Here is a 23,174-nt window from a genome sequence, read left to right as displayed (position 1 = left end):
CCTTTTTTAGACAATACCTACTTAATCTAATGAGATGAGATTAAGGACGATAACTTGACTGCCAACCCAGTTTATCACGACAAACATTGTAGAAATCATGGTCCTTGGGATGAATAAGGCGAATACCACCCTGCTTCTTGGTAATATGAATTTCGTCACCAGGAGCTGCAGTAATGTTCAACTGCCCATCACAACTTACGCTTGGATAGGTTAAATTGGATTCACACACCACAATTCGAATTTTTGCATTTGCATCAATCACAATAGGACGATTACTTAAGGTATGCGGGTGCATAGGAACCAGCACCAAGGCATCCAATTTCGGCAACATAATTGGCCCGCCTGCAGATAAAGCATAAGCAGTGGATCCTGTTGGTGTCGCGACAATCAAACCATCGGACTTTTGATTCATGACAAACTGGTCATCAATAAAGAGATCAAAACGTATCATTCGAGCCGATTTACCTGGGTGTAGAACCAAATCGTTTAACGCAATGCCATCACCACTCGGTCGATTCTGGCGCTTGATCTTAGCCTCTATCATAAAGCGTTTCTCTTCATGATAGTCACCTGCCAAAATAGGATCTAACTCTTCTTGTAGATGTTGAGGAGAAATGTCGGTCAAAAAGCCCAGAGTACCACGGTTAATTCCCAGCACAGGAATATCATAGTTACAAATTGCTCGAGCAGCGCCTAGGAAACTACCATCGCCACCAACAACCATTACCATATCACAATGATCGCCTAATTCTTTAAGTGGGGCTTGAGCTACTTTGATGCCGGGCATCATCGCCGCTAATTGACTTTCGAGAACAGGCTGCACCTCTTTATCCTGAAGATAATCCATTAACTTCTTTACGGTGTCTAAAATTTGCGGTTTGTCTAATCGGGCAATAATGCCAATACGTTTAAAAAGACTCATGCGTCCTTCTCTTTCCTGCTTTCAATGTATACAAATGAACTCAATGCGATCGCTATTGGAGTCTTACATAATTTGCGCCACTTTAACATGAAGCAGGCTATATTCGCTATGAGCGAAGCTTAATATCAAACTCAGATTGACTTTTTTCTTTCAAAACGGAGTCTGATGTGACGCGTATCCTCGCCACCCTTGCATTCCACCAGTATGAATCATAAGGGTTTTAGTATGCGGCCAAGAGCCAGCTTTCATTTTATGCCAAATACTAAATAGCACTTTTGAGGTATAAACAGGGTCCAATTCAACATCTGGGTTGGCGTCTGCAAATGCTTGAAGAAAGGTAATTAATTCTATCGGAAGTTTAGCGTAACCACCCAAATGAGCGTCATCATGAAAGTTAAGTCGATCACTAAAATACGTTAAGTTGTCCTGATGCTCCACAAGATCAGCAGCCAAAGCCACCACTTCCACTTGTTGTTGAGCCATCCCTTTTAATGCACTAAATACTTCTAATTTTGGACATGCCTCACTTGATAAAAAACCTGCAGCCGTGGTGCCGGTTCCGGCAGCAATAGCCCAAGCAGAATACTCGCCTGAAATGGCACCAATAGCATTAGCCCAGTCCGCACAACCCTGTGCCCCCAGCTTACCGCCACCGCCTTCTGGCACCCAGTAAATATTAGAATAATACTGTGTAATGCGTGATACCGCGTTGGCTTCTAACCCTAAACGAAAATCCGCACGCTGACTTGGCCAAAGCTCCGCTCCGTGTGCTACTGCATCTTGTAAAGTCGGCGTTAAGCCTGCTTGTAATTCGCCACGAACTAGCAGAACAGCCTGTTCATCTCTATCCTCGAGACTAGCAGCCAAGGCATGCAAATGATTTGAATAAGGCCCACCTAAAGAGCCAATGTATTTGGCATTTTGTTGTTCCGCAGCTTTTAAATGATGGCGCAACTTATGCCACTTATTGCCTGGCGCCTTAGCATGTTCTAAATCGCCACGATATAGGTCCAACTGATAGGATTGGTTAAGGTTAGACGCACCTAAAAAATTAAGGTTAATGGATTGAATTAAAGTCACAGCAAGCCTAATCAAAGTCGATTAATAAAATAATGCCTGCATTATACTCGGTATGACACATTGGCAGATTATCCTAATGATTTTTTTGTTAGAATCCCCCACTCTCATTACTTGTATTGCTCCCTTTCTTCAGACCTAAACTCAGATCGAAGTTAGAGTAAGACACCGTACTCAACAAGGATCTCCATGAGCCAACATAACTTATTGTATGATGCCGCCGATGAATTCGGTCCCATTCGTGTCTTTGATGATGGACAATATCGGATTTTATCTTTTGCTGATGGCGACGAACAAAGTCGTATTCGCTTATCTACGCCGCACGTATTGCAGCACGAATACACTCAAGCCATGATGCTCGCTTTATTATTTTGTACGCCTAAACGAGTGTGTATTTTAGGTTTAGGGGGCGGCACCTTGGTTCATGCTTTATATTATGCTGTGCCGAGTGTTCAAATCAGTGCCGTTGAATTAAGAGCCGATGTTTTGGATGCGGCCGACATGTTCTTCAAATTGCCAAAAGGTAAACGCATACAGCTAACCTTAGGCAACGCCATTGACCATGTTGAACAAGGACTTGATAAAAAAGTTGATCTGTTAATGACGGACATTTACAACACTCAAGGCATGGATATTCATGTACTTGCTCCGAGTTTTATTGAAAACTGCGCCAAAAACATTAAAGAAACAGGCTGGCTTGTTCTTAATTGCTGGATAGATCAAAAGCACAATGACGATTTAACCCAATGCCTAAAAGAACATTTCCGTTCCGTCAGTGCATTGGATACTGGAAGCGGTAATTGGGTGATTTTAGCAGGCAAACAAAAACCAGATCACACCGCTAAAGAGCTTAAAACCATGGCGCAAAAAATGAGCAACACTTTAGGTTTTTCTCTTAATAAGTGGCTTACCCGCTTGACTGAGCTTTGATACAAAAAAGCCAGCCATGCTCTTAGCTGGCTTTTCCATGTTCAAGTTGCACTGGGTTTAAGCTAAAACCGAATTAACTAAGGCTTTCGCTTCTACCTCAAGTGCAGATAAATGTGCTTCTGAAATAAAACTTTCCAGATAAATCTTATAAACATTCTCCGTACCAGATGGACGCGCAGCAAACCAACCGTTCGTTGTAGATACTTTTAATCCACCAATGGCGGCTTGATTCCCCGGAGCATGAGTTAGAATCGACTCAATTTTCTCTCCTGCGAGTTCTGTTTGCGTCACATTGTCAGCCTGTAAAGCACCCAATAAACGTTTTTGCGCAGGCGTCGCAGCCACATCAATACGTTTATAGTAAGGTTTGCCGTAACGCGCCACTTGCGCTTCATACAGACTCTGCGGGTCTTTACCTGTTACCGCTAATATTTCCGCAGCCAATAACGCCATAATAATGCCGTCTTTGTCTGTAGTCCAAACGCTAGCATCCTTACGCAAAAAAGATGCTCCAGCACTTTCTTCGCCGCCAAACCCCATGGAGCCTTGGTACATACCTTCTACGTACCATTTGAAACCAACAGGGACTTCGCACAATTGTTTGTTTAAGCCATTCACCACTCGATCAATCATGCCGCTAGAAACAAGGGTTTTACCAAACATGGTATCTGCAGGCCAATGTGGACGATGTTGTGACAAATACTCGATGGCGACAGCCAGATACGCATTTGGGTTCATTAAGCCAGACTTGGCACAGACGATACCATGGCGATCGTAATCAGGGTCATTGCCAACAGCAATATCAAAATCGTCTTTTAATTTGAGTAAAGACTGCATGGAATAAGGCGATGAGCAGTCCATGCGGATACGACCATCTTTATCCAATGGTACAAATCGAAATGTCGGGTCTACTTCTGTATTAACAACAGTAATGTCTAACCCATATCGATCTGCAATGGGTTTCCAGTAGTGAATACCGGATCCGCCCATAGGGTCAACACCGATACGAATCTTGGCTTTCGCAATGGCCTCCATATCAATCACATTTTCTAAATCACTGACATAATGTTCAATATAATCAAATGATTCGATCAAATCTGAGGCGTCTACTTCGCTTTGCTGAGCCGACTTAACGTCTCGCAAACCCGTTGCTAATAATTCATTCGCACGATTGGCTACCCAATCCGTAATGTCTTTATCAGCTGGACCACCTTTGATGGAGTTGTATTTTATGCCGCCATCTTCTGGCGGATTATGAGACGGTGTAATGACAATACCATCACTTAATTCGCTTGTATTCGCGTTGTGGGTCAAAACAGCGTGAGAGACTACTGGCGTCGGCGTAAAGCCACCTCCCGCCTGTACGCGCACCTTGATATTATTTGCCACCAACACGCTTAATACGGTTTGAAAAGCGGCCTCAGACAAAGCATGAGTGTCTTTAGCTAAGTAGACGGGACCGGTGATCTTTTGAGCCACTCGATATTCTGCCAATGCCTGGGAAATGGCGAGAATGTGATCTTCATTAAATGTGGTTTGTAGAGCGCTACCGCGATGACCAGAAGTACCAAAGCTGACTTTTTCATCTGGATGATTTACAACATCTGGCTTACTGCGATAATACGCTGTCATCAGTTGCGGTAAATTCACCAAAGAATCGTGATGTGCAAGCTGTCCTGCTTGTGGATGAATTGCCATTTAGAGAGCCCTATTGAATGTATTTACAATAAAGTCTCGCCTAAAATCATTAAATTTTCAATGAGTTATCTTAACCACAAAACGGGCTCAACCAGTATACAGAAATACCAGTTGAGCCCGTGCTGGGTGAGTTCGTTCAATGTTACTGACTAAACCAATCAGGATTAACGTTTTTTCAGAATCAAACTACCAATAGAGTAACCTGCTCCAAACGAACAAATCACACCAATATCACCTTGCTGTAGATCTTCATGGTATTTCGCAAAAGCAATAATGGAACCCGCTGACGCTGTGTTTGCATATTCATCTAGCACCACCGGTGCTTCCTCTAACCTTGCATCACGCCCCAGCAAACGCTTGCTGATCAATAAATTCATATTAATATTCGCTTGATGCAGCCACCAACGTTTCAGCTGCGATACTTCAATACCTTCACTGTTTAAGTGACTTTCAATGTGATCGGCAGCCATAGGGCAAACTTCTTTGAACACCTTACGACCATTTTGATGGAATAACTTATCTGCACCGTACGGATCTTCGTCAGTAATACGAGTCAGATAACCAAAGTTCGAACGGATATTATTGGAATAGGACGTCACACACTTGGTGCTTAACACTTCAAATGAATGATCAGATTGGCAAGTTTCTGCCAGCTCAACCACCGTCGCTGTCGCCACATCACCAAAAATAAAGTGTGAATCTCGATCCATGTAATTAACTTGAGCGGATGTCAATTCAGGATTAATAACCAACACCCCTTTTGCCGTACCCGCTTTCACCGCATCGACAGCACGCTGCAAACCAAAGGTCGCCGCGGAACAAGCCACCAGCATATCAAAGGCAAAACCGTCAATGCCTAGTGCCGCTTGAACTTCAATCGCGATAGCAGGATAAGACCGCTGCGTATAGGCACAAGACACAATCACCATATCGATGTCTGCAGAGGTTTTATTTGCTGCTAGCAAAGCTTTGTTTGCAGCGGCAATCGCCATTTCGGCCTGATGAGAGACTTCATCATCCTCACGAGGTGCCAGTAAAGGACGCATTCGATCAATGTCCAGTGCGCCCTCTTTCGAATAAATATAACGACTTTTAATACCTGACGCTTTTTCAATAAAAGCCGCACTGGATAAGGGCTTTGCTTCTAATTCGCCTTGCTCAATCGCTTTTGCATTCGTTGAATTGTATTTTTCCGCCCATGCGTTATAGCTATCGACGAGTTCTTCATTCGTGATGGAATGTGCAGGAGTCCATAAGCCGACTCCGCTAATGACAACAGAAGAATTCATTTCATTCGTCCTTATTATTGTTTTGCAATGTTAAGTATAGATGAGATTGTGAACGACAAATTCATCTTCGTCTACAAAAATGTAATATCAGAACAGCACAATCATTATCTAAATGCATAACACTATTGGATTTTTTACTCTATCTTCACCATACTCAATGTGAGTGATAAATTGTTTATAAGAAACAATAAGCTGGCTTGGATGTTATGAAAAACAATAATGCATTGATTTTATCGGGTGGCGGAGCAAGAGCGGCGTATCAAGTCGGTGTTTTATCTGCCATGGGAAAAATGCTACCCAAAAAAACCGCATTACCCTTTCCGATATTATGCGGCACATCTGCAGGTGCATTAAATGCGACTATGCTCGCCTCCTATGCTGATAATTTTTCTAAAGCTGCCTCCACTCTGGCATTTGTTTGGCGGCATTTAAGCCCGGATCAAATTTATACCTTAGGAAGATGGCCACTTGCTACGTCTGTCACCAAGACCTTATTGTCCCTTTTCCATCTTCACAATCACGCTGAATCCATTGCCATCATGAATAATGACCCTTTACGAGAATTACTCAGCAAGCATTTGGATTTCACAAAAATTCAGCAAGCGATTGATAACGAACTGCTATCAGCCCTAGCGGTGACTGCGATGAGTTACAGCACAGGGGAATCGACAACATTTTTTGAAGGGCGAGACACATTACAAAACTGGCAAGGTAAACGCCGTAAAGGCATAAAAGCTAAGCTTGGGGTTGATCACTTACTGGCTTCCAGTGCCATCCCTGCAATTTTTCCTGCTCATAAAATCAATCAACACTATTATGGGGATGGCGCGATTCGCCAAAAATCGGCCATTTACCCAGCGCTTCAATTAGGCGCTGAGAAATTATTTATTATCGGTGTAAGCGGCAATCGAAGTCCCAAAAAATGGTCGCAGTCAGAAGATAAAAATGAAGTCAGTGCACCAAGCATGGCGCAGATTCTAGGCCAACTCTTAAACAGTGCGTTTATTGATAATCTTGAAGATGATATTAACCAGTTAGAATTGATGAACTCTTTAATACGAGACTTACCCGCTGAGAAACGACAAAACTACCCTCAATTGCCAACCGAAACTTTAATTATTTCCCCTTCAGAAGAATTAAATGAAATTGCCAACCATTACCTGCACACTCTGCCTAAGAACATTCGGGTGCTATTAAAATCGGCTGGTGGATCGTCCACAGACAAAATCAGCTCAGCGGCCAGTTATCTGCTATTTACACCGCAATATTGTCGCGCTTTAATGGAGTTAGGCTACCAAGATGCCATGTGGGAAAAGGATAAAATTTTGGCTTTTGTCAATCCGAGCTAAACAGAGACAATACGTTTCTTATAGACTCGATCAGGCTGACACACCCAATTCAACAATCGCTCTAAACTGTCTTCTGATGAACTCGTGCATAAATCAATCTGTCCCTCTTTAGAGGAGTGGATAGCCAGACTCATTTTTTCAGGGTAAGCAGCTTCTAAGCGTCTTTTTAATTGTGCAGACACCCCTTCACTAGGCTCAACAATGTCGCACGCTGAACCAAGACACTCAATGAAATATGACTTTACTAACGGATAATGTGTGCAGGCAAGCACCAAGGTATCTATTTGATCCTGTTTCATCTTTGCACACAATGACTCAATGGTCTGTCGCACTCGCCCCTGACTTTCTGGCCAAGCATCGATATCATAGGCCAAGCTAGCACTCGACATAATGTGTACCTCACTGTCCGCTTGCCACAATGCAATCAACTGGTTTAAACGAGGACTTTTGGCGGTCACTGGCGTGGCCAATACAGCGACTTTGCGCTTCTTGCCTAATCGAAAAGCTGGCTTTACTGCGGGTTCAACACCAATAACCGGTAAATAGGTATTCGCTCTAAGGGTATCAATTGCGGCCACCGTTGCGGTGTTGCATGCTACAACGATAGCGGCAACTTGTTCCCGCTCAAAGAATTGACCAATGGCGATCAAACGCTGCTGAAGTTGCTCTGTTGTTTTGTCACCATAGGGAGCAAAACCATCATCTGCTAAATACAATAAATCTAAATATGCTTGCTTCTTATGGATAGCGTTTAAGATGGTTAAGCCTCCAGCGCCAGAATCAATCACTCCAACCTTCAAGTTTGCGGCTCCTCATTCGGCTTAGGCATCTGAACAGGCTCTCGCTCAAGCTCAACACCATATAAGTTGAGCACATTGGCTTTTATATTGGCTTCAAGTTCCAATAATGGTTCGGCCTTTACGGCTTGATGATTCACCAATACTAAAGCTTGCTTTTCATACACCCCAACACCCTGCTGAGTTTTACCTTTCCAACCAGCTTGATCAATTAGCCAACCAGCAGCCAGTTTAAATGCATCACCATGGGGGAATGACACTAATGATGGAAACGATTTCTTGAGTTGAATGTGCTGCGCCATACTGACAATTGGGTTTTTGAAAAAACTGCCGGCATTGGCTAATACTTTGGGGTCTGGCAGTTTACTACTACGAACCTGACAAACCGCTTGAAACACTTTTTTCAAGCTTGGCTCACCATCAATTTGATTGACTAGTCCGCCATAGCTAAGCATGAATTCAGCGCGTTTTTTTAAACTTAGTTCGATGGCAGTAATGAAATATTTATCTTTCCACTGACCTTTAAAATGACTATCACGGTAAGCAAAACCGCAGTCTTGAGCATTAATCCAGTAGACATCCAAAGTGTTTCGATCTAAAACCTGAACACGGGCTAATGCATCCTTTACTTCAACTCCATAAGCACCAATATTCTGTACTGGCGCCGCTCCAGCAGTACCCGGAATCAACGCCAAATTTTCAATGCCAAACCAATCGTTTTGCACAGTAAATTCAACAATTTCATGCCAATTTTCACCAGCACCCACTATTAAACTGATGCGATTACCGCTTTCTTCCTTGGCATGACAGCCTGTAAGGCGATTGATAATCACAAGACCAGGAATGTCCGCGCAGACTAGCAGATTACTACCGCCGCCTAACATAGTGATGTTGATATTCTGTTGTTGGGCCCAACTTACGAGAGACTTTAGTGTCATTAAATCTTCTACAAGGGCAAAAAATTCGGCCTGATAATCAAATCGAAATGTATTGTATTGCTGCAGAGAAACGTTTTTTTCTACCTTTGGTGGCAAAATCGTCGCGTCAGTAATATGTTGAGTCGAGTCCATGAGTCCAAGCTTAGGGTTATATGCGTTAATGGGAAGCGATATGATCTAAAAAGCGTTTGGCAATCTCAGTGAGATGATGACGCATTGCAGTAAAGCCTTCATCGCCACCATAGTAAGGATCGTCAACTTCACCTAAAGATACATGGTCTACAAATTCACCAAACATCACTAACTTAGCATGAGATTCACTTGGCTGAAGCTGCTTTAGGTTCTGATAATTTGCTCGATCCATGGCTAAGATCCAATCAAATGCAAAAAAATCGTCTTCTGTCACCTGTCGTGCCCGTTGACCGGTGATATCGATACCCACTTGTTTTAATGTTTCTATGGAACGAGGATCTGGAAGCTTGCCGATATGGTAAGCCGCTGTTCCAGCTGAATCTAGAGAAAGATTAAGACCTTTACGCTCAGCCTCATGCTGCAAAATCCCCTGTGCTGCAGGTGAGCGACAAATATTTCCTAAGCAAACAGTAAGTACCCGTATTGGTGTCATTTTGAAGAACCAGATTCCAAGCGTTCATCTGTATTTAAGGTACGTGCCTCTGTCTCTAATAGAACGGGAATACCATCACGAATCGGGTAAGCCATGCCGCCCATTTTACTGATCAGTTCAGTACCATCTTTACTCAATGTTAAACCAGACTTGGTCACTGGGCAGACTAAAATATCTAATAATGATTTATTCATGAGTCACTTCTACTTTTATCGAATTAAGTTTGGCTATAAAAGCCTTTTTAAAATCATCCGGTAACGCTAACGAAATAGGCAGATACCAAATGTTTGAGTTATTGAGAGCTAAAGCCTGACACTTTACAGCGTCTTTTTCCGTCATAATAACGGCTTTATCACTCGGAATGTCCGACGCCTTAAACCCATGATGATCTGAAAACCATTGATAAGTACACATGGCTTCATCTAAGCCTTTTTCCGTTAGGGTTTGTTTAAACCGTTCCGGATTACCAATACCTGCCATCACATGCCATTGTCGAGGCTCTAAAAAAGCAGTTTCACAGGCAAGTTGTCGTTTACCATCCAAAGAATATAAACAATCAGAGGTTAAAGGCATGACGCACACAGGTTGACTTAACGCTCTTAAAGAAGCAGTTTGCTGCTGCGCAATACTCACCACAAAATCCACTTCATTGAGGCGATTTTTTGGCTCTCTTAATGGCCCAACTGGCAAGAGTTTCTCATTACCTAATCCTCGCTGAGCATCTATCATGGCAATTTCGATATCACGATCTAAAGCATAGTGTTGCATGCCATCATCACTGATGATGACATCCAAAGTATGCTCTTCTAATAAAAGCTCAATGGCTTTTTTACGCTCAGGAAATACCACCATTGGACACTGAGTTCGCCGTGCCAGCATAACGGGCTCATCGCCAACCACTTCAGCCAAACTGTCCGCACTCACTTTCTGCGGTTTGGATAATGTCGCACCATGTCCGCGGGAAATGATGCCTACTTTATACCCGCGAGCGGTGAGCAGTTCGCACAAAGCCACTACCATAGGCGACTTACCGGTACCACCAACACTAATATTACCGACCACCACGACTGGAACTGGCGCACGATAACTGGCTGTTTTTCCCTGCAAAAAGTTTTGGCGTTTGTTCGCAACAAAATAACGCACCAAGGGTTGAATCGGCTGAAAAACATGAGTCCAACCAAATTTCCGATACCAAGCGCGTGTGAAGCAAGACTCTATTGTCACGGATTTGTCTCTTTTTGTGCCGTATGAGCCAGTTTAGTAATACCCAATTTAGCGGCCGCATCATACACTCGCAACACCATTTCATAAGATGATTGAGCGTCGGCTGTAATGATCAAGGGCCGAGTATTATCCCCTTGTGTGACTTCACTTAAACCTTGCACTAATGTGGCGACTTTTTCATTGATCAAGGTCTGGCCATTAATGACATATTGACCATCAGCGGTAATAACCAACTCAACGGTTTTATCTCGATCACTAGCCGGTGCATCCGAGGTGGCCGTTGGTAAATCGATGGTCAGTTCAGTGCTTTGGTTAAACGTGGTACTGACCATAAAAAAGATTAACAACAAAAAAACCACATCGATTAACGGCGTCAGGTTAATTTGCACGTCATCTATTTTTTGACGGCGAAATTTCACTGGGCCACTCCTGATTTTTCTCTATCACCATGAATAGCATCTACCAATTTAGTGGATTGTTGCTCCATAGTCACAACAAGTTCATCAATTCGGCGACTAAAGAAACGATGAAAGATTAATGCTGGAATGGCAACACCTAAACCTGCCGCCGTCGTCAACAAGGCTTCTGAAATACCACCTGCTAATAAAGCGGTATTACCTGCACCGTTTTCCATCAAGACGGAAAAGACCTTAATCATACCCACCACGGTTCCCAATAAGCCCAACAGAGGCGAGATGGCAGCGATGGTTCCTAAGGTATTCATAAAACGTTCTAATTCATGGATAACATGGCTTGCCGCTTCTTGCACGCTCTCTTTCATAGCACCACGACCATGCTTAGAAGACACTAAACCCGCAGCAAAAATGGAAGCCAATCCCGTATTAGACTGCATACCACGAATATATTCTAGGGTCATTTTATCGTCTCGCAGACGCATCATCACATCGCTCAACAATCCTTTTGGTGCCACACTATTTTTTCGCAATGTCCAAAATCGTTCGAGAATGATGGCCAATGTTAAAATTGAACAGGCCAATAATGGCCACATAAAGAAACCACCCGTTTGAATAAAGCTTAGCAAGGTCACTCTCCATTTTAAGTTTGATGTTAATTTAACACACTCTCTAACTTTTCTGCACGCTTGCAAGTGTCAGATTTAAAGAGAAAAAATGAATATCGACAACGGCTATGCTTAAGACGGATACCATCATCACGAAAATAAAAAGACAGCGTCTCGGATTGATTGATATTCAACCAATCAATTGACAGTGCCGTAAGGATGGCTTTATTAAAATGATCGTCGTTTTTAGCAAGAATAAGCCAATCTGGATTCACTTTTAACAAAGTTAGTGGTGACAGTCTATCGAGTTTATCCGGTGCCAACATAATAGACGTTTTTTTGTCATGCTGAGCGAATAAAGACTCTAACAGCAAACCAGTAGAAGGCTGAAACCAATCATTTGACCACTGCTCTTCACCCTTCTCTATTAACAACCTGCCTTGATCGTTTCTCATCACCATATCAGCCTTAGATTCGACAAACAAAGAATTAGAAAACAGTGATACCCAGATAATGCATAGCGCTATACCACCTCGCTTCAGAGGGGTTTGAAACACCCAAAACAATAGTAGAAAAAGCAAAATAAACTTAGGGAGACGAGAAGTCATGACGTCAAAGGTCAGTAGAGAGCACTCAAATGCAACCCACTCCAACAGACTAATAACATGAACCAAGCCCCAATCTAACCAAGCATATACAAACTGAGTTTGAAAAATAAATGCTTCAAGGCAAGCCAACATCCCCAGAGGAAACCAAAGACAGGCCGCAAAGGGGATCATTAATAAATTAACGATAATAGATGCAATGGATATGGCGTCTTGCCATCCCAAAATCAACACCATAGATGCAGTACTCAACATCACTTGAGTCGAAATCATTCGTCGCCACTGCCATTGTGCTATTGGGTAAAAACCAATGAGCAAATACACCATACTAAATGACAACCATAACCCAGGGCTTAATACACTTCTTGGGTTAACAAACAGTACTAACCACAAGGTAAAGCCAATTACCTGAAAAGCGCTTAGCTTTATCATCAAGACTCGACTTATTAAGTACACACTGAGCATGATGGACGCTCTGACAACCGGCTCCCCCCAATCAGTGATGAAGCCATATAACATTAACAAGGGTACGACCAAAGCGCACTCTAATTGCCAACGAGTAACACCCCGTAATAAAAAGCTGGAAGGAAAGCCCCACCAAATCACACGAGCAAAGACAAAACCAATCACCGCCATGAAACCAGTATGCAAGCCTGAAACCACAAATAAATGCGCCAACCCTAACGTCCTTACTACCCAGGTATCTCTTTGACTCCATAAATCATCGGAGCCTAGTAATAAGGCTTTTGAAAAACGCCAAGACTCAAACAATTTAAAGTCTTCATCCAGTCGATTTAATACTCCATGTCTAACCCCCTTTGGCAATTGCTCTAGCCACGCCCGCTCAACTCGAAACACCAATTGAAGCGCTTGTCTTTCAATGTAGAGATTCTTCAACCACCAGAGTCCCTCTTTATCCGCCAACGCATACCGAACTAACTTGGCTTCTTTATAATGAGACGGTATCCGACTGACGAGCAGCAATTCAAAGTCATTAAATTCAATCATCTTTAAGTCTCTTGATTGCTCATCTGGCGATGCTTGAAAAGTTACTTTCGCGCGTTTTTCCAGTCTCTCAGGAGAGTCAGTAGAGGAAGGCTTATCACTCAGCAATAAGACTTGTTTGCCTTCTACACTAATAAAATACGTATCATTTTTACTTAGTGAGATGCTCTGTTCGTTTTCCGTTTCAGAAACCACCACGGACAAAAGTGAAATAACGGTTAAAAACAAAACTAATACACGCTTTGTGTAGATTAGGTAGAGACAGAGAAAGGTGATATGCGTAGAATACAGCCACGAATAATCACTCGGCACCAAAATGGCGCCCATCAAAGTGGACAAACTACTTAGTAACATAAGACCTCCATGTCTTAGATTGCTAAATGACTTTTATCTGATTATGCCTAAGAATTATCTAAAGAAGTACATCCCAGATCCAGAGAAGTTAAGGAAAAATAAAGCTCTCGCGATTCTTGGATCACAAATTTATGAAGCAAACTTATGGCATCTTAACCGTCGCTCCGTTGCGCGTGCTTTTTTAAATGGTTTGTTTTGGGCCTTCATTCCCATGCCGTTTCAAATGCTGGCAGCGGCCTTGTTGTCCATTCCTCTAAGAGCCAACATACCACTTTCTATTGCGCTTGTTTGGATAACCAACCCCATTACAATGCCTTTTGTATTTTACTTCAATTACAAAGTCGGCACCCTTATCCTAGGCACACATCGCACCAAAGAATTCAAACTCTCTGTCGAATGGATCTGGGACAAAATGGAACATATCTGGCTTCCTTTATACACTGGATCCGTTGTCACAGGTCTCATGGTAGGCGCGATAAGCTACATAGGCATCACTATCTTATGGCGTTTACATGTAGTCAAACGCTGGAAAGAACGTAAACAGCGTAAATAACCCCTCTTAGATCGCTTTATTGATCAAGACAAAGTGCCAATACTGGTCACAATTCACCTATGACCTAACAAAAAAACCACTGCTTGATGTCATTCAAACAGTGGTTTTGATTAATAAAATGATCTCATTCAGCCAATTTTAACGGCTAAATCACCACCTATTTGAAGCCAAACAAGGCTTCTCTGGCAATGTTCAAAGCGGTGACAGCATCTTGCTTGCTCTGAGCTTCTTTCAGGGCCTCCCAATCCATGCGATCTAATGCGTTATCAATATGTTTTAGAAAAGAAATCGCACTATTGGCTGCAGCAACACAATCTTCTCTAAAAGGGAATTGATCAAGCTGCCATACACCTTGCCAATTATTTTTTCTCAAAACATAAAAGAATTCCATTAGCTCAATAGGGTGTACTGAGCCTGCAATCATATCGTCATCCCAGTTTCTAAGATTATCATTCACATCCATACCAAATAGACGTCCGTAATCAATGGCCAGTTGCGCTGAGTCCGCTGGCGATTCACCGCCATAAAGTGCATGACCAAAATCCAATAACACACCTATGTTTGGTAGATTAATTTTTTCAAGGGCCAGGAGCGTGCGAGTCATGCTGTCATAGCTCATATGATTTCTTGGTTCACGTGGCTTATATTCAACAACAAACTTTAAATCGGCATTTTTCTTAGCGACATTTGTCAGACCTTCCATTGAAAGGCGCCATAAATCATGGTGATCTACTTGGAATGGGTAATCCCAACCATCTTGACCAGGCCATAGTTTTACATACTCAGCCCCTAACTCTCTGACCATATCAGCCGCTTCATCAATCAAATCCTCAGCCAATTTACGAACCTCAGGGTCTGGATTAGTAAAAGCACCTTTGGAAAATTGACGAGTATAAATTTCTGGCGTAATGCCAATCACGCTTAGATTATTTTTCGCAAGAGCGGCTTTCACTTCAGAAACAGACACATCCCCACCGGGAAAGGGGTAGTTAATGTCTACTACCGACAAATCATCCACTTGACCCGCTAAATCAATCATTTCAAGTAACGATCTTTTCGGTCCATAACCATCCGTTGCGTAACGATCTACATAAGTCGCAAAGTGCCAAATACCGGCACCAAACTTTAGATTGCTAGACATATCCTACCTCATTGCTTTGTTAATTTTATTGTTACAAGTTCAGTAAACAGAAAAAAGCCACCAAGATTTATTGTTATCAGGAACAAAAATTACGTTGGGAACTGGTCTATTTATAAATCGGAATGAATATATTGTCAATACAGAATAATTATTCACAAATATTAATACTTCAATTTCTTCGACTGCTTTTCAACAAAAAAAGACAGTTGAAATTAAATGATATAAACCTGCGTTCGTATAAACATCACATGCAGTAATAACGAATGTGCTTTGAATCAAGCAAAGGAAGGCATTACACCAACCCAGTTAGGCTGGTGTAATGATATATATAGTGTCAGCTATTGGCTTTAATTGGACTGAGCTTGCCTTGTGACAATCGATAAGCTGAATCCATCCAACTCAGCATTTTTTCATCATGAGTTACGATAAGAAACGCCATATCGTATTTAACTTTCAACTCATTAATAAGATTTTGCACTTCTAGGGAAGTCGTTTCATCGAGGTTACCTGTTGGCTCATCCATCAGCACACATGCTGGACGGTTCGCCAAAGCTCTCGCAATAGCAACACGTTGACGCTCACCACCCGAAAGTTGTGACGGTTTGTGATTCAATCGCTCTCCAAGACCAACTTGAGTTAATAGTTCAGTACCTCTTGAAATCGCTTGGGATTTATTCATGCCAGCAATCCACATTGGCATCAAAACATTTTCTAAAGCGGAAAACTCGGGAAGCAAGTGATGGAACTGATAAACAAAGCCCATTTCTTGATTGCGAATCTTGGCACGTTTAGCATCGCTCAAACTAGACCAGGATACTTGCGTCAATTTTACATCACCTGAGCTGGCCAAATCTAAGCCAGCTAACAAGTTAAGCAAGGTAGTCTTACCTGAACCTGAAGCGCCAACAATGGCACAGGCTTGACCCTTGTTAAGCGCAAAATCAATAGATTGAAATACGTCAACCGTTTGCTTTCCATCTTGATATTGCTTAGAAAGTGCCTCGCATTCTAAAACTAAATCACTCATATCTTAGCGCCTCCGCTGGCTCAACTTTCGAAGCTCGCCACGCTGGGTATATCGTCGCTACAACAGTCATAATAAAAGCCGATGTGACGATTAATTCCACATCAGACCATTCTAATTGTGAAGGCAAATAGTTAATAAAGTACACATCAGCACTTAAGAACTGCACCCCCAACAAAGTTTGAACACCAGCAATAATATCGCTTACGTTCAACGCCAAACTGACACCAAGGATGACGCCAATAAGCGTCCCTAACATACCGATAAACATGCCTTGAACAATGAAAACCCACATAACTTGAGTTGAGGTTAAGCCCATTGTTCGCAAGATAGCAATGTCATTACGCTTATCGGTAACTACCATCACTAGAGTAGAGACAATGTTAAACGCTGCCACTGCCACAATCAGCAGCAGCAGCAAACCAATCATGGTCTTTTCCATCTTAATGGCTTGAAATAAATTACCATGAGTCCGTGTCCAATCACTCACACGGTTCTGCCCAGGCACCGCTCTAGCAATGTCCCAAATTTCTTTTGGTGCAACAAACAGGTCAGTAAAAGAGATTCGTAATGCTTCGACCTTACCAGGTTGATAGCGTTTCAACTTTGCCGCATCTGTTATGTTGATGTATGCCAAACTGCTGTCCAGTTCGGCTCCAACCTCAAAGGTTCCCACCAAAGTAAAACGTTTTAAAACAGGTGCGACACCGGCAATAGAGACGCTTGCTTTAGGCAAAATGGCTGTGACTTTATCACCAATAGAAACTCGGAGTTGTCTTGCTAACTGAGCGCCTAGAACAATACCAAAGCGCTGATCTTTGAGCGCATCAAGCGAGCCGGACGCCATATTATCGTCAATAATCGATACTTTCTTTTCCATATCAGGGTTGATGCCATTGAGAATCGCACCATGAACACTGTCACCTGATTGAAACATTACTTGTGCTTGAATATGCGGGGCAACGGCCACCACATTTGGCATTTTTTCAACTAACTTCGCAGTTTCCTGCCAATCATCCAATATTGGATTTCCCCATAGTGTTGCATGAGGCACCATTCCTAATATTCGCTCTCTGAGCTCACGATCAAAGCCATTCATCACCGAAAGAACGGTGATCAACACCATCACCCCAAGCGCCAACCCGGCGATCGATGAAAAGCTGATAAATGAAATAAAATGATTGGAACGCTTTGCTCTAGCGTAGCGTAGCCCAATGGTAACCGGAAGGAAGTTAATCAAAATATACCCTTACATGGCAAAATGGAGGACAAAGCCTCCATTAGTACAAATTGCCAAGACGAATTAAGCGTCGAAGTCGATGCCAATACGACGGCCAATGTCCTCGTATGACTCAATCACGTTACCTAAACCTTGACGGAAACGGTCTTTATCCAGTTTTTCTTTGGTTTCTGCGTCCCACAGACGACAGCCATCGGGTGAAAATTCGTCGCCTAACACAACCTCACCTTTGAAAAGACCAAATTCCAACTTGTAATCCACTAAGATCATGCCGCCTTGAGCAAACAATTCTTTTAGAACATGGTTCACTTTGTAGGTTAATTCTTTCGCTTTGGCTAAATCATCTGCTTTTGCCCAACCAAAAGATTCAACATGAGACTCATTGATCATCGGATCGCCAAGTTCATCGTTTTTCAAAAACAGTTCAAATGTTGGCGGTGTTAATGTCGTCCCCTCTTCAACACCTAAACGGCGGCACAAGCTACCAGCCGCAACATTACGTACCACACATTCTACTGGCATCATATCAAGACACTTTACCAAACACTCAGTGTCGCTGAGCAGTTTTTCAAAGTGAGTTGGAATGCCAGCTTCTTGTAACTTAGTCATGATGAAAGCATTAAACTTGTTGTTGACCATGCCTTTGCGGTCCAACTGTTCAATTTTTTTACCATCAAAAGCTGAGGTATCATCACGAAATACTAGAACCATTTTGTCAGGATCATCTGTACGAAATACAGATTTTGCCTTACCTGCATATAGCTCTTGTCGTTTTTCCATTGGAGAGTCTCCGGTTTAATTACGAGGGGTTAGTCTTAAATTATTTTACAAATCGCTGTGCAATTCTAAAGGAAGCAATTTCTGGGTTTTCTAGGGCAGATACATCAACCACTAAGAAATTACCTGCTTTCTGCTGAGTGATTTGATAAGGGTATTCTCTTTCTTGCCAGCTAACGTCGTCCAGATCGCGACGATACACATTGAATAACTTCTGCTCTTTGCCATCAGCACCCAGTGGCAACGTAAAATCAATAACATCCCCAACACGAGCCACTTTATCAGCTGGTACAGGTGCCAATAACTTCTCATCACCTGGCATTAAGTAAATTCCTGATGCATTCAGTTTTGCCTCAAACTCCGCTTCAGAAAGATTTTTGCCTAAATAAATAGCATACATCCCCTGATGGTCAACCCAAATAGGGAAGGCAGCAACACCATCCTTGCTATTTGAAAGATATGCAGAAGACTGATTGAGCTGACGACCAAACGTTCCCCAAAGACGAACCGCTACGGATTCAGCATCATGATTGGACATAGGCGATTGCCAATTGATCGTTTGCTCGTCGCCCTGCTCTACTTCTCGGTATTGCAAGGTCACGGTGGTGACACCATCTGTTTCATTAAACTGGAAGAAAAAGGCCGTCTTCGCAGGGTGCACGCGAGTAATATCGCTCCATAATGACGCCCACCAGCCCTGCGGATGGAAATCAAACGGAATAGAAGTGATGGTATCATCCGTTTGAGAAGCAACAGATTGTCCTGCACCATGCAGAGCAGTTAGAAAATCAACAACGATTTGCTTTGCGTCTGCAGCTTTTGTGTTGAGAGTATAAGTCACGGATGTGTCTTGTTCAGCAAAAGCGACTTTATCCATTGGATAATAGACAAATGGAGCACGAGGCGTTTCAAACGGTTCTGGATTGTTCAAATCCGCTATGTCATTTTCATTTGGGATAACCAAAGCATCTTTAGACTCTATCGAGCCCGCTGGCACTTCTAGAGTATGATGAGTACCTGCTTCTTGCTGGTAATCATTTGAATGATCGGTAAAAAAGCTACTACAAGCCGTTAATGTCAATGCCACGCCTGTTGTACCAACAACTTTAATCAAACCCTTATTCATACTAATAACACTCCTGCTTCAACCATAGCTTGCCTAACCGCTGCATGATATTGCTCTGACAATGGCGTCAAAGGCAAACGAATACCGTCATGACACAATCCAAGCTGGCTAGCAGCCCATTTAACTGGGATTGGATTGGATTCTAAAAATAGGTTTTTATGCAAAGATGAAATGGAGCTGTCTAAGCTGTGGGCTTTTTCAGCATTTCCTGCAATGGCAAACTCGGCGGCTTGAGCAACTGCTTTAGGGGCCACATTGGCGGTCACAGAAATATTACCTTTACCACCCAACAACATCAGTGCTACAGCGGTTGGGTCATCACCGGAATACACAGCAAAATCAGCAGGAACGGCTTCTAGCAAAGCTTGCCCACGTTCCAAATCACCCGTTGCATCTTTGATGCCCACAATATTGCTCACGCTGGTCAGACGAACCACGGTCTCATTCTGCATATCACAGCCAGTACGTCCGGGAACATTATAAAGGATTTGAGGAATATCAACGGCTTCCGCGATGGCTTTGAAATGTTGATACAAGCCCTCTTGAGTTGGCTTATTGTAATAAGGCGTCACTAACAAACAAGCATCCGCACCAGCCTCTTTTGCACTCGCCGTAAGGTCGATGGCTTCATGAGTTGAATTCGCCCCAGTACCTGCAATGACGTGAACTCGTCCATTCACTTTTTTCACAACCTGACGAATCACATTGGCATGCTCTTCATGGGTTAATGTAGACGACTCACCTGTCGTACCAACGGCGACAATACCGTGAGTTCCTTCATTAATATGAAACTCAATTAGATCATCCAACTTCTCAGTGTCTACAGCGCCATCGGGTAACATGGGAGTGATAAGCGCAACTAAACTACCTGTGATCATTTTTGAGTCTCCGATAAAATTATAAGCGCGCCTATAGTACCGCTCAGACACAGGTTTAACAATAATGGAGCGCTGTAAAGCCTATGTAATTTTCGCTTATCGAGGTTTCACAAGATTTTTTTGCCTTGAATTGTTAAGCTAATAATATATCTATCATTTTCATACAATTTAGAGAGATTTTATGACCATTGAAGTAGGACAAGTTGCACCTGATTTTTCGGCTAAAGATCAAAATGGCGAAACCATCACCCTAAGCCAGTTCAAAGGTAAAAAAGTCGTTCTGTATTTTTACCCGAAAGACAACACCCCTGGTTGTACCGCTCAAGCTTGTGATTTACGCGATAATTATCAAGCGTTACTAGATCAAGGCTACGTGGTACTAGGAATTAGCCCTGACACCGAGAAAAAGCACCAGAACTTCATCGCTAAATACGAACTGCCTTTCCCACTGATCGCCGACACCGAGAAAGAAGTTCATGAACTTTATGGCACTTGGCAGCTGAAAAAATTCATGGGTAAAGAATACATGGGGACAGTGCGTACAACCTTCATCATTGATGAAAACGGTGTGATCGAAGAGATTATTGCAAAGGTAAAAACCAAAGCACACGCAGAACAAATCTTAAAATAACCGCATCACAATAAAAAATGCTCCTAAGCCACTGGTTTAGGAGCATTTTTCTTACCTAAATACCGCCACGAATATGCTGGCGTACTTTCGTTTGATAGAAACGCTTTAACATAGCATGAAGTTCACCATCCAAGGCAGGCAACTCTGATGCTTGTGCATTTCGAATAACCTGACTCGACTGGCTAGCCCCAGCGATAATAGTTGAAACCTGTGGTTGATCAAGTATCCAACGTAAAGCTACATCTAACACATTCTGATTGGCTGTTAGCTTCGCGCTTAGTTCACTAACTAAATCCACTCCAGTGTCGAATGGAATACCATTAAAGGTTTCACCGACATGGAACGCTGCTCCATCTTTATTATAAGAGCGGTGATCCTGTTCACTAAATTGATAACCGTGATGCATTTTTCCTGTTAACAAACCACTGGCAAGGGGCAGGCGAACAATCACACCAATATTTTGCTGCTCAACGAGTGGAAAGACCTCTTCAACGGCGTCTTGACGAAAGACATTGAACAGCATTTGCAAACTAGCAAGCTTATCACTTTGACAACAGAACTTAGCTTCATCAAGCATCTCAACACTGGCACCAAAATGCTCAATTACGCCCTCCTTCTGCAAGTCTTCCATCCAGGCCAATATGTCGCCCGCAAACAAAACGTCTCTCGGCACACAATGAAGCTGAGCGAGGTTGATGACATCAACGCCAAAGCGTTTAGCCGAGGCTTGAAGACTCTGTTTAACTTTTTCTTTGGTGTAACCGTCGGGATAAAGAGCCGCGTCACGACCGACCTTTGTTGCTATTTTTTGCTTACTTGATGATGAGGCTAGCCAACGACCAATTCTCTCTTCGCTCAACCCTGCGCCATAGACATCAGCTGTATCAAAAAAATTAATACCTTGTTCCATAGCCGCCTCTAATACGGCTAATGCTTGTCTTTCTTCAACTGGCCCAAAATCATTACCTAATTGCCAACACCCCAAGCCTATTTCTGAGATCGTCCAGCCGGTTTTGCCTAGTATTCTTGTTTTCATCTGTTATCCTTATTTTTTCGATTTTAATCATGCAGTTAAGAGGCATTTGTGCTTTCCTCAATTACCCTCGCTCTCACCCCCATCATCCTGATTGCAGGTCTAGGATTTTTATTAGGTAAACGTACAGATTATTTAGATGCACCGCAAATCGGTAACCTAATATCCAATATTGGTATGCCTGCACTGCTTTTGACTTCCGTCTTATCGATGAACATGGAAATCTATTCCATGGCAAAAATCCTACTTGCCAGCATACTGATATTGTTCACTATGACACTTATCACTCTAGCTTTCCTTAAGCTAACAGGTCAATCCATTCGCTTTTACCTGTCACCTTTAGTGAATCCAAATGCCGGTAATCTGGGCATTCCAATTGCTTACGCTCTATTTGGTGAATCTGGGCTAGCCGTCGCCGTTGTAGTATCGTCGGTCGTACAAATTAGCCATTTCACCCTAGGGGTGGGTCTGATGTCGGGTCAATACCACCCTAAACAGTTACTTAAGAATGGACCTGTGATTGCCCTGCTAATTGGCGTTATCGCCTTATCACTTTCCATTAAGCTGCCTGACGCCATCATGAATACCTTAACAATGGTCAGCCAAATCACCTTACCAATGATGCTCTTACTGCTGGGAAATTCTTTAAGCAAACTGACTATCAAGGACAGCGGAAAGCTGAAAAATGCTGTTCTTTTCTCTTTCTATCGACCTTTTATGGGCACTTTGGTAGCCCTAGGCATTACCAGTCTATTGCCTCTGACCCCAGTGGAGAAAAGTGTATTGATTATTTTGAATGCTATGCCTGTGGCCGTTATCAGCTATATGTTAGCAACCAAATACAAGGGGCCAAAAGAAGAAATGGCGCTGATGATTTTAGTGTCCTTACCGATTTCATTAGGCATCAGCGGAATGCTTGGCTGGCTCTTCTAACAGA

The 23,174-nt window shown here is 42.7% G+C and carries 24 protein-coding genes; 5 read left to right on the top strand and 19 right to left on the bottom strand.

Features of this window, described 5'->3' with window-relative positions; translation table 11 throughout:
* Positions 1-40 precede the first annotated feature (40 nt).
* Positions 41-922, bottom strand: coding sequence for an NAD(+) kinase (locus tag DFP76_RS11425; protein WP_113874768.1), 882 nt, complete (start codon positions 920-922; stop codon positions 41-43).
* 150 nt (positions 923-1,072) lie between these two features.
* The gene (locus DFP76_RS11420) at positions 1,073-2,002 is read right to left on the bottom strand and encodes a cysteine desulfhydrase (RefSeq protein ID WP_113874767.1); all 930 of its coding nucleotides are present in this window, start codon (positions 2,000-2,002) and stop codon (positions 1,073-1,075) included.
* A gap of 186 nt (positions 2,003-2,188) precedes the next feature.
* Here DFP76_RS11420 and DFP76_RS11415 point away from each other — a divergent pair, with 186 nt between their 5' ends.
* A complete protein-coding gene (locus DFP76_RS11415; protein ID WP_113874766.1) occupies positions 2,189-2,929 on the top strand; it encodes a spermidine synthase in 741 nt (246 codons plus the stop codon).
* A 57-nt stretch (positions 2,930-2,986) separates the two neighbouring features.
* Here the strand turns inward: DFP76_RS11415 and pgm are convergent, their stop codons facing one another.
* Together pgm and DFP76_RS11405 are read right to left on the bottom strand one after the other, a co-directional pair.
* Positions 2,987-4,627 carry a phosphoglucomutase (alpha-D-glucose-1,6-bisphosphate-dependent) gene (pgm, locus tag DFP76_RS11410; protein ID WP_113874765.1) on the bottom strand — a complete coding sequence of 547 codons (1,641 nt, stop codon included), beginning with the start codon at positions 4,625-4,627 and terminating at the stop codon, positions 2,987-2,989.
* A 164-nt stretch (positions 4,628-4,791) separates the two neighbouring features.
* Positions 4,792-5,916: a beta-ketoacyl-ACP synthase III gene (locus tag DFP76_RS11405; RefSeq protein ID WP_113874764.1), complete on the bottom strand. Its 1,125-nt coding sequence runs from the start codon at positions 5,914-5,916 to the stop codon at positions 4,792-4,794.
* 206 nt (positions 5,917-6,122) lie between these two features.
* On the opposite strand from DFP76_RS11405, the gene DFP76_RS11400 reads away from it, so the two are divergent.
* On the top strand, positions 6,123-7,265 hold the full coding sequence (locus tag DFP76_RS11400; protein WP_113874763.1) for a patatin-like phospholipase family protein: 1,143 nt from the start codon (positions 6,123-6,125) through the stop codon (positions 7,263-7,265).
* Here the strand turns inward: DFP76_RS11400 and murI are convergent.
* Genes murI through DFP76_RS11360 form a run of 8 tightly spaced genes read right to left on the bottom strand, consistent with a single transcriptional unit; the run spans position 7,262 to position 13,834 of the window.
* A complete protein-coding gene (murI, locus tag DFP76_RS11395; protein WP_113874762.1) occupies positions 7,262-8,065 on the bottom strand; it encodes a glutamate racemase in 804 nt (267 codons plus the stop codon). The genes DFP76_RS11400 and murI overlap by 4 nt on opposite strands.
* Positions 8,062-9,132 (bottom strand): UDP-N-acetylmuramate dehydrogenase, encoded by a 1,071-nt coding sequence (gene murB, locus DFP76_RS11390; RefSeq protein ID WP_113874761.1) that lies wholly within the window; start codon positions 9,130-9,132, stop codon positions 8,062-8,064. The genes murI and murB overlap by 4 nt, the downstream gene beginning before the upstream one ends.
* A 25-nt stretch (positions 9,133-9,157) precedes the next feature.
* Positions 9,158-9,625 (bottom strand): low molecular weight protein-tyrosine-phosphatase, encoded by a 468-nt coding sequence (locus DFP76_RS11385; protein WP_113874760.1) that lies wholly within the window; start codon positions 9,623-9,625, stop codon positions 9,158-9,160.
* Positions 9,622-9,819, bottom strand: a complete 198-nt coding sequence (locus DFP76_RS11380; RefSeq protein WP_113874759.1) for a Trm112 family protein — start codon at positions 9,817-9,819, stop codon at positions 9,622-9,624. Before DFP76_RS11380 ends, DFP76_RS11385 begins: the two co-directional genes overlap by 4 nt.
* On the bottom strand, positions 9,812-10,849 hold the full coding sequence (gene lpxK, locus DFP76_RS11375) for a tetraacyldisaccharide 4'-kinase (RefSeq protein WP_113874758.1): 1,038 nt from the start codon (positions 10,847-10,849) through the stop codon (positions 9,812-9,814). The genes DFP76_RS11380 and lpxK overlap by 8 nt, the downstream gene beginning before the upstream one ends.
* Positions 10,846-11,268: an ExbD/TolR family protein gene (locus tag DFP76_RS11370; protein WP_113874757.1), complete on the bottom strand. Its 423-nt coding sequence runs from the start codon at positions 11,266-11,268 to the stop codon at positions 10,846-10,848. Before DFP76_RS11370 ends, lpxK begins: the two co-directional genes overlap by 4 nt.
* On the bottom strand, positions 11,265-11,891 hold the full coding sequence (locus tag DFP76_RS11365; RefSeq protein ID WP_113874756.1) for a MotA/TolQ/ExbB proton channel family protein: 627 nt from the start codon (positions 11,889-11,891) through the stop codon (positions 11,265-11,267). Before DFP76_RS11365 ends, DFP76_RS11370 begins: the two co-directional genes overlap by 4 nt.
* Positions 11,892-11,917: 26 nt before the next feature.
* The gene (locus DFP76_RS11360; RefSeq protein WP_113874755.1) at positions 11,918-13,834 is read right to left on the bottom strand and encodes a ComEC/Rec2 family competence protein; all 1,917 of its coding nucleotides are present in this window, start codon (positions 13,832-13,834) and stop codon (positions 11,918-11,920) included.
* 43 nt (positions 13,835-13,877) lie between these two features.
* Between DFP76_RS11360 and DFP76_RS11355 the strand changes: the two genes are divergently transcribed.
* Entirely contained in the window at positions 13,878-14,387 is a 510-nt protein-coding gene (locus tag DFP76_RS11355; protein WP_113874754.1) for a DUF2062 domain-containing protein, read from the top strand.
* A gap of 157 nt (positions 14,388-14,544) precedes the next feature.
* Here DFP76_RS11355 and DFP76_RS11350 read toward each other — a convergent pair whose 3' ends face one another.
* The 6 genes from DFP76_RS11350 to dapA all read right to left on the bottom strand — a co-directional run bounded on the left by DFP76_RS11350 (position 14,545) and on the right by dapA (position 20,573).
* On the bottom strand, positions 14,545-15,528 hold the full coding sequence (locus tag DFP76_RS11350; protein ID WP_113874753.1) for a sugar phosphate isomerase/epimerase family protein: 984 nt from the start codon (positions 15,526-15,528) through the stop codon (positions 14,545-14,547).
* A 334-nt stretch (positions 15,529-15,862) separates the two neighbouring features.
* Positions 15,863-16,555: an ABC transporter ATP-binding protein gene (locus DFP76_RS11345; RefSeq protein ID WP_113874752.1), complete on the bottom strand. Its 693-nt coding sequence runs from the start codon at positions 16,553-16,555 to the stop codon at positions 15,863-15,865.
* Complete coding sequence (locus DFP76_RS11340; RefSeq protein WP_113874751.1) at positions 16,548-17,792, bottom strand: lipoprotein-releasing ABC transporter permease subunit; 1,245 nt, start codon at positions 17,790-17,792, stop codon at positions 16,548-16,550. The genes DFP76_RS11345 and DFP76_RS11340 overlap by 8 nt, the downstream gene beginning before the upstream one ends.
* A 63-nt stretch (positions 17,793-17,855) precedes the next feature.
* Positions 17,856-18,572 (bottom strand): phosphoribosylaminoimidazolesuccinocarboxamide synthase, encoded by a 717-nt coding sequence (purC, locus tag DFP76_RS11335; RefSeq protein ID WP_113874750.1) that lies wholly within the window; start codon positions 18,570-18,572, stop codon positions 17,856-17,858.
* Between the two features lie 40 nt (positions 18,573-18,612).
* The gene (locus tag DFP76_RS11330) at positions 18,613-19,695 is read right to left on the bottom strand and encodes a hypothetical protein (RefSeq protein ID WP_113874749.1); all 1,083 of its coding nucleotides are present in this window, start codon (positions 19,693-19,695) and stop codon (positions 18,613-18,615) included.
* Positions 19,692-20,573 (bottom strand): 4-hydroxy-tetrahydrodipicolinate synthase, encoded by an 882-nt coding sequence (dapA, locus tag DFP76_RS11325; protein ID WP_113874748.1) that lies wholly within the window; start codon positions 20,571-20,573, stop codon positions 19,692-19,694. Before dapA ends, DFP76_RS11330 begins: the two co-directional genes overlap by 4 nt.
* Positions 20,574-20,754: 181 nt before the next feature.
* Between dapA and bcp the strand changes: the two genes are divergently transcribed.
* Complete coding sequence (bcp, locus tag DFP76_RS11320) at positions 20,755-21,204, top strand: thioredoxin-dependent thiol peroxidase (RefSeq protein ID WP_113874747.1); 450 nt, start codon at positions 20,755-20,757, stop codon at positions 21,202-21,204.
* A 55-nt stretch (positions 21,205-21,259) separates the two neighbouring features.
* Here the strand turns inward: bcp and DFP76_RS11315 are convergent, their stop codons facing one another.
* Positions 21,260-22,240: an aldo/keto reductase gene (locus DFP76_RS11315; protein ID WP_113874746.1), complete on the bottom strand. Its 981-nt coding sequence runs from the start codon at positions 22,238-22,240 to the stop codon at positions 21,260-21,262.
* A 48-nt stretch (positions 22,241-22,288) separates the two neighbouring features.
* Here DFP76_RS11315 and DFP76_RS11310 point away from each other — a divergent pair, with 48 nt between their 5' ends.
* Complete coding sequence (locus tag DFP76_RS11310; RefSeq protein ID WP_113874745.1) at positions 22,289-23,170, top strand: AEC family transporter; 882 nt, start codon at positions 22,289-22,291, stop codon at positions 23,168-23,170.
* The last annotated feature ends 4 nt before the right edge of the window (positions 23,171-23,174 follow it).

The sequence above is a fragment of the Marinomonas aquiplantarum genome (assembly GCF_003314975.1).
Taxonomy (GTDB): Bacteria; Pseudomonadota; Gammaproteobacteria; order Pseudomonadales; family Marinomonadaceae; genus Marinomonas; species Marinomonas aquiplantarum.
The sequence above is the reverse complement of the archived record's forward strand: the minus strand, read 5'-3'. Positions and strand labels throughout refer to the sequence as shown.